The organism is Clostridium porci (assembly GCF_009696375.1).
GTDB classification, from domain to species: domain Bacteria; phylum Bacillota; class Clostridia; order Lachnospirales; family Lachnospiraceae; genus Enterocloster; species Enterocloster porci.
Genome location: NZ_VUMD01000018.1, coordinates 66,795 through 73,810, shown reverse-complemented (window position 1 = coordinate 73,810; position 7,016 = coordinate 66,795). Strand labels below are relative to the sequence as shown.

The window sequence follows — 7,016 nt, the reverse complement described above, 5'->3', positions numbered from 1 at the left end:
TTGCTATATTGTGTTCATCCAGTTCTACCGTTTCTCCGACCTGAATTACCTCATCTTTGGCTTTAGGTGGGTACTTCCTTGACAACCTCTCTTTATCCGGCTGATCCGGCTGTACCACCTTCACCGGTACGGTTATCTCGTCCGTTGTATTGTCCGGGTACGTTACCGTTACCACTGCCTCCGCGTCTCCTGCCTTGTTGGTGGCCGGTTTCGTCTTCACCGTCGCTGTTCCGCCCCCTGGTATCGGTTTCTTGATCTTGCCTATAATGGCAGCGTCTTCCAAGGTGCCGTTCAGTTCCACCGTTACCGGGTTCCTATCCGCTAATTCCGGAGTATACTTCTCGTTATCCGGACGGTTGTCTACTACCCTCACCGGTACGCTTATCTCGTCCGTTGTATTGTCCGGGTACGTTACCGTTACCACTGCCTCCGCGTCTCCTGCCTTGTTGGTGGCCGGTTTCGTCTTCACCGTCGCTGTTCCGCCCCCTGGTATCGGTTTCTTGATCTTGCCTATAATGGCAGCGTCTTCCAAGGTGCCGTTCAGTTCCACCGTTACCGGGTTCCTATCCGCTAATTCCGGAGTATACTTCTCGTTATCCGAACGGTTGTCTACTACCCTCACCGGTACGCTTATCTCGTCCGTTGTATTGTCCGGGTACGTTACCGTTACCACTGCCTCCGCGTCTCCTGCCTTGTTGGTGGCCGGTTTCGTCTTCACCGTCGCTGTTCCGCCCCCTGGTATCGGTTTCTTGATCTTGCCTATAATGGCAGCGTCTTCCAAGGTGCCGTTCAGTTCCACCGTTACCGGGTTCCTATCCGCTAATTCCGGAGTATACTTCTCGTTATCCGGACGGTTGTCTACCACTCTCACCGGTACGGTTATCTCGTCCGTTGTATTGTCCGGGTACGTTACCGTTACCACTGCCTCCGCGTCTCCTGCCTTGTTGGTGGCCGGTTTCGTCTTCACCGTCGCTGTTCCGCCCCTTGGTATCGGTTTCTTGATCTTGTCTGTAATGGCTTTGTCGTTCAAGGTTCCATTCAGATCCACCGTTACCGGGTTCCTATCCTTTAAGGTCGCCCCCGCTCCAGCATTTCCTGTCACTTCCTCCGAAACATTTCCAGCCTTATCTGTCACTGTCACTTTTACGATTGAGGCATCTTTGACCTTGTCCTTGGGAATCGTAATGACGCCGCCTTTGACGGTAAAACCATCTCCCTCTCCACCAGTCCACTGATCGCCTTGTTTCGTTAATCGAACCTTCTTTTCCTTTCCACCTTCTGGTGTATAGGTTATATCGACATGCTCAATATCCTGATCGATTTCAGCCTCTGGCAGAGTAATGACCACACTTCCATTGTCCTTTTCCTCAATGCCTGGTTTTCCAGCTTTATTATCAACGCCTACCACAAACAAATTGATTACATTGGTTTCTGTCGCTGTATCAATATTGTAGCTTGCATGAGACACTTCATACGGACGCAGGTAGATTTGGTATTTTTCGGTTGTGCCCTCCACTACGTTTCCATTTTGTAGAATATTCCATGAGCCTGCCGAGTTATTATTCTCCTCCGTTATGGGCGAGTTTTCAGCAATAACTGGTACCTTTGGATCATCCTCTAAATCGATACTCTGATCCCCCCATTTTTGTGTCGAGTTTACAATATCTAAAATATTCCGGGGATCTCCATTTTTATCAATCAGACGCTTCCCATCTTCTTCTCGTTTGTAGATCCACTCAACTCCTTCTGAATCATCTTTATACTTCTTCTTTTTGTCAGTTCCATCGTAAACCTGTTGGTTTCGTTTATCTGTGGCAGTTAATTCTTCTAACAAATCGGTTGTGGAGAAAGGGGTTTTGTCATTGATGTCATATTTATAGATGAATGTATACCCATTCTCTGATTTTTCAAACCCAAGATCATTCGTTCTTTTTGGTAACTTTACATGTTTCCATTTCAAATCCACCTCTGTACGTATATTGGGAATCGGATCGATGACCGTAGAAAGAACCGCTTTCTCTTCCAGCTGCTTTAGAGTAGCCTTAATTCCTGCCTGACGGTATTTTTCAGTTCGAGTCCCATTGGCATGAGAGGAAATAAATCCAAGGGCTTGAATATTGGCGTCTTTATCCTCAGGATTTTTAAGAGGCGCAATCACTTCAAAAACATAGCTACTACTACTACTACTATCTTCCCAAGAATCATAGTAAAGATTCGCGTCACCGTTTCGGTAGGCAACCATCTCATTGTAGCCTTGTACTTCGGAAATTTGTTTGCCAAGCTCCTTTGCGTCCTCTTCAAATCCTTTTATGATTGCCTTGTTAAATGCATCTGTAAAGGTTTCATTAACGGGAACTTTTGAATTAGTGTTATCATCCGTTAAAATGTTTCTACCAAATTCTTTTTTCAGGTCCTTACCTGTGATTTTTTGAGAACCCTGCTTCGCTCCCCATTCAGCAACCGTCTTGTAGGTTTTACGCTCAGTTTCCCCGCCGTCCTGATTAAAGACTTTTTTTACAATCTGTGCCGGTGTCTTTACAGCCTTTGGAAGGACAAAGCCGAAGACTGTTCTTCCTCCGATCGGATAATGCTCCGGATTCATTGTAAAGCTATACTTGACAGCTGGCACCTGCTTTCCATCTACCTCAGCGGTCACCCTTTCATATCGAACCTGCACACTGGATTTTTCTGATTTTTGTTTCTCCTCCGTATATTTATACACACCCGTATTGGGGTCAAAGGAGCCTGCCGCATAAACAACGGTTGCTGCATTTCCAAAGAAAAGGGTGCAGCCCAGCATGCAGGATACCGCTTTAACGCTAAGTTTCTGCAAGCTCTTTTTTCGCCGTTTTATCTTCAGCTTTCCCACTATCGTTCTCCTTTCTTTTCCACTTTTTTCTTTTCTATGTAAACCAAAAGGTTCTTTGCTGCTTCTCTTATACCACCCCCCCCCCTATAAAACACATCTTTGGTTCAAGTATTACAACTACCATATTCATTCAAGTAATGAATCAAACGAATGGATAGCCGAAGCGCTTTAAGCGCTATTTATCATTAAGTGTCATCAAGATTCCAAAGATTTGTATTATTTCATTGTCTTAGCTGCATACTAGACCGGTCTGATATGCTTGATAAACGCTTTTAATAATAATCATAAAAAATGCAAATTTATTGTATATTTCCTTTGTTTCTATGTATAAATCTATCTGTTTTACCATTAACACTTGATTAACTTGATTAAATCGAATTTAATTTATAAATTAGAACATATTTCGCATCATTTTCTAAAGGCTTTAATACCTTGCACATGTTTCCTTCAGGGATTTTATAAAAGATTTTATAAAAGCTTCGTTAGTTTACACTAGGATAAAAAAGGGGATTGTACCATAATGACCAATCATTTAAAGAAATTGATAAAATCGGTACATACTTTAACACACCTTCCGATTTATGTATTTAATGAACAATTTCAATTAAAAAATCTTTATATATCGAATCGGGTTTGTGTGCTTCCCTATGATTTTAAAGCGTTTTGCGGCGGCTCAAATCAGGCCCTTCCTTTTATTTTTTCCGGCGCCTTGGAGGAAGTGTTCATTTCTTACTCCCATCCGGGCATAATCCTCATTATCGGCCCTTTCACTACACTCCAGCTTACAGAGGATCTGATTGAAGAACGGCTCCACAGCTATACGTCCCGATCTGCTGTATGGCCTAGTCTGTCCAGCTACCTTAAGCATCTGCCCTTCTTCTCTTTAGGTGACGTGCGGGATTTTCTGATTCATTTAAACTACCTCTTTACAGGGAAAGCAGACTGTCCCTACTCGGAGGAGCTCCATTTTCAGGTTGAACGGAATAAAATTTTATTTGATGAGAAAAAACTGGAAACCTATAATTGGAACGTATTTCAGCCAGAATTTTACACCTATCGATATGAGGAACAGCTCCTTGCCTTGGTCCGGGAAGGGGATATCCGTAAATTGCGGGAATCCTTAGCTTCTCTCAACTCCAGTATTATACCAGCCAGCACAAAGAAGCCCCTGCGCTCCGAAAAAAATTATACTATCATTGTGTTGGAAAAATTAGCTGCTCTTGCCATTCAGTCAGGCCATGACATTGTAGATATTTATCAGCTAAGAAATTATTATATGCAGCTATTAGAAGAAAAAAGTCAATTAATTGATGTGCTTTATGTACGTGACTGCGCCATTATACACTTTACAGAGCTTCTTCATCATAACGTCAGAAGAAGCTATTCTCCCATCATACAGTCCATTATACAGCATATAGAGCTTAATCTGTATACCAGTATAAAGGTAAAGGATATTAGTGAAAAATTTTATATTTCCGAGCCTGCTCTATTCTCCAGATTTAAAAGGGAAACGGGCTTTAGCGTCATTACCTATATTCATTACCGAAAGGTAAATGAATCTAAACTACTCCTTAAATCAGGGCTTCCTCCCACCGAGGTGGCAGCCAGCCTGTGTTATTACGACTACTCTCATTTTGCCCGCACCTTTAAAAAATTCATAGGGATCTCTCCCAAGGAATATCAGCTGAATCCGAACACATTGCCAGCCCGCTCTGTTTTGGACAGGTACTGGCCGGATAAACTGGAATAAAGGGTTATGCAAGCAGATACGCCCCGCTGCCAAGCGCCAGCGGGGCGTATCCATCTATATGAACTAAAATTACAGGTCTAAAGGCCCCGGTCTTCCTGCTATCCCTCAATAGCGATGTATTTATTCTCCTCCACAACAGGCTTTGTCTCCTTCTTCGGAACAAACAGCTTCAAAATGCCATGCTTAAATTCCGCTTTAATCTCCTCCTGTGTCACATGTTCTCCTACATAAAAGCTTCTCTCGCAGGCTCCGGCATAACGCTCTCTTCGGATGTAACGGCCGCTTTCCTTATCCTTTTCATCCTGGTCAAGGCCTTTAGCCGCGCTGATGGTCAGGTAGCCGTTATCCAGGGAGGCTTTCACCTCATCCTTCTTAAAACCAGGAAGGTCTATCACTACCTCATAACCATTATCCATTTCTCTGATGTCCGTTTTCATCAGGTTCTGCGCCCGTCTGCCGTAGAGCTTCTTCTCCAGTCTGCGCTCTGCCTTGTCGTCATAGAACGGAAAATCGTCAAAGAAATCATCAAATAAATCTTCTCCAAAAATACTAGGCATCAACATACGTCATCTCTCCTTTTCTTACACTATATTGCTTACCTTGTTTCTTTGGAACTGGGATGTTTAAGAAACGCATAGAGCTTAGGAACCGCTCTCTTTTTGTTTCTCTTCCTTTGTTCTAACTATGTTATAGCACTTTTTGTTAGCACTGTCAATAGGTGAGTGCTAATTATTTTTTACACCATAGGCATTTCTACAACGACAGTTAAAATTTTCTTGATTGCTCCCCTGCCGCCAGCTTTTTAACAATATCAGTCAGCAGAGAAATATCAAAGCCGCGCTTTTTTACTCGCTTTAAATCCTTCTGAAATTTAGTAGCCGGTCTTATGCTATACATCAGCAAGCAACTCCTCCATCATCTGATCGACATTTGAATAAATCTTGCCAAGGCCCGGATTATCCTTCATTTTCTTGACTTCCTGGATTGCTTCAATGGTTTCAGCGTTCGGCACATCGCCGCTGATTTCAAAAGGTATTCTATACTCCCGCACCGCCTTACGTGCAAAAATATTAAAAGGGAAGGTATCCTGCCTTTTTGCATGAAAGAGAGGAAATTCATGATTGCTATGGATACCTTTGTCCATCGACAGAGTCCCGGCATTGCAGTGGCAGCAGAAGCTTCGAAAGAACGAAGGGAAGGTGTGTTTGATAATCAGATGGACTGGTTCCAGGGAGCAGGGGATCAGGGTGTAATGATCGGATATTCTGGACTTGTTATTTTTTCTATAACTGGCTATTTAAACAATGCCAGTTAATGATATAATGCCTGTAACAATCTATAAAGAAAGGAAGATACCTGATGAGCGACCGATACCAATTAAACAAGGAGCTGGCACAGATGCTAAAAGGCGGAGTCATAATGGACGTAACCACGCCGGAGCAGGCAAAAATTGCAGAGGAGGCCGGCGCATGCGCTGTTATGGCGCTGGAACGCATACCGGCGGATATCCGGGCCGCAGGCGGAGTTTCCAGAATGAGTGACCCAAAAATGATTAAAGGAATACAGCAGGCTGTCTCCATACCGGTTATGGCAAAGTGCAGAATTGGTCACTTTGTGGAGGCCCAGATTCTGGAGGCCATCCAGATCGACTACATTGACGAAAGCGAGGTGCTGTCTCCGGCAGATGATGTTTACCACATAGATAAAACAAAATTCAAGGCCCCCTTTGTATGCGGAGCCAGAGATTTAGGCGAAGCCTTAAGGAGGATTCAGGAGGGCGCCTCCATGATACGAACCAAGGGTGAGCCTGGCACAGGAGACATCATACAGGCTGTGCGTCATATGAGGATGATGAACCGGGAAATAAAGGCAGTGGGGGCTCTTACCCAGGATGAGCTGTACGAGAAGGCAAAGCAGCTTCAGGTTCCCTTTGAATTGCTGGAGCTGGTACACCAGGAAAAGAGACTGCCTGTGGTGAATTTTGCTGCGGGAGGCATTGCTACTCCTGCTGACGCAGCATTGATGATGCAGTTGGGCGCTGAGGGTGTTTTTGTGGGCTCTGGAATCTTCAAATCCGGCAATCCGGCACAAAGAGCCCAGGCTATCGTCAAAGCTGTCACTAATTACACCGACGCCGAAATGATAGCAGCTCTCTCAGAGGATCTGGGTGAGGCTATGGTTGGCATCAATGAGGATGAGATTTCTCTGCTCATGGCGGAGCGTGGGAAGTAGAATTCCAAAACGCCACAGGAAATTGCGGAACTCATTGACCAAACTTTATGTGATGTTCATAAAAATGAAAGCCAAGCTGCATGTATTCAGATAACCTCTTATGCAGGGTACACATGAAAAAACCAGATTTTATAAGGCTTTCAGAGTTTCGCAATTACTTATTAG

7 protein-coding genes are annotated in these 7,016 nt (G+C 44.1%); 3 read left to right on the top strand and 4 right to left on the bottom strand.

Annotation, left to right across the window (positions count from 1 at the left end; translation table 11 throughout):
• On the bottom strand, positions 1–2,869 hold a 2,869-nt coding region (locus FYJ39_RS16795), incomplete at its 3' end, for a Rib/alpha-like domain-containing protein (RefSeq protein ID WP_328597569.1).
• Between the two features lie 520 nt (positions 2,870–3,389).
• Here FYJ39_RS16795 and FYJ39_RS16790 point away from each other — a divergent pair.
• Positions 3,390–4,619 (top strand): YSIRK-targeted surface antigen transcriptional regulator, encoded by a 1,230-nt coding sequence (locus FYJ39_RS16790; RefSeq protein WP_154473573.1) that lies wholly within the window; start codon positions 3,390–3,392, stop codon positions 4,617–4,619.
• A 98-nt stretch (positions 4,620–4,717) separates the two neighbouring features.
• Here the strand turns inward: FYJ39_RS16790 and FYJ39_RS16785 are convergent, their stop codons facing one another.
• The 3 genes from FYJ39_RS16785 to FYJ39_RS16775 form a co-directional block, all read right to left on the bottom strand.
• Positions 4,718–5,182, bottom strand: a complete 465-nt coding sequence (locus FYJ39_RS16785) for an Hsp20/alpha crystallin family protein (RefSeq protein ID WP_154473572.1) — start codon at positions 5,180–5,182, stop codon at positions 4,718–4,720.
• A gap of 202 nt (positions 5,183–5,384) precedes the next feature.
• Positions 5,385–5,516, bottom strand: a complete 132-nt coding sequence (locus FYJ39_RS16780; RefSeq protein ID WP_235919870.1) for a type II toxin-antitoxin system YafQ family toxin — start codon at positions 5,514–5,516, stop codon at positions 5,385–5,387.
• The gene (locus FYJ39_RS16775; RefSeq protein WP_235919869.1) at positions 5,509–5,670 is read right to left on the bottom strand and encodes a hypothetical protein; all 162 of its coding nucleotides are present in this window, start codon (positions 5,668–5,670) and stop codon (positions 5,509–5,511) included. Before FYJ39_RS16775 ends, FYJ39_RS16780 begins: the two co-directional genes overlap by 8 nt.
• Positions 5,671–5,736: 66 nt before the next feature.
• Here FYJ39_RS16775 and FYJ39_RS16770 point away from each other — a divergent pair, with 66 nt between their 5' ends.
• Together FYJ39_RS16770 and pdxS are read left to right on the top strand one after the other, a co-directional pair.
• Positions 5,737–5,934: a hypothetical protein gene (locus tag FYJ39_RS16770; RefSeq protein ID WP_235919868.1), complete on the top strand. Its 198-nt coding sequence runs from the start codon at positions 5,737–5,739 to the stop codon at positions 5,932–5,934.
• A gap of 44 nt (positions 5,935–5,978) precedes the next feature.
• Positions 5,979–6,851, top strand: coding sequence for a pyridoxal 5'-phosphate synthase lyase subunit PdxS (gene pdxS, locus FYJ39_RS16765; protein WP_207708707.1), 873 nt, complete (start codon positions 5,979–5,981; stop codon positions 6,849–6,851).
• Positions 6,852–7,016 lie beyond the last annotated feature (165 nt).

Bases quoted from the DNA above. Each gene is read 5' to 3' on its own strand.
- FYJ39_RS16790 (WP_154473573.1), top strand. From the start codon at position 3,390: ATGACCAATCATTTAAAGAAATTGATAAAATCGGTACATACTTTAACA.
- FYJ39_RS16780 (WP_235919870.1), bottom strand. From the start codon at position 5,516: ATGTATAGCATAAGACCGGCTACTAAATTTCAGAAGGATTTAAAGCGA.
- FYJ39_RS16770 (WP_235919868.1), top strand. From the start codon at position 5,737: ATGATTGCTATGGATACCTTTGTCCATCGACAGAGTCCCGGCATTGCA.
- pdxS (WP_207708707.1), top strand. From the start codon at position 5,979: ATGAGCGACCGATACCAATTAAACAAGGAGCTGGCACAGATGCTAAAA.
- FYJ39_RS16785 (WP_154473572.1), bottom strand. From the start codon at position 5,182: ATGTTGATGCCTAGTATTTTTGGAGAAGATTTATTTGATGATTTCTTT.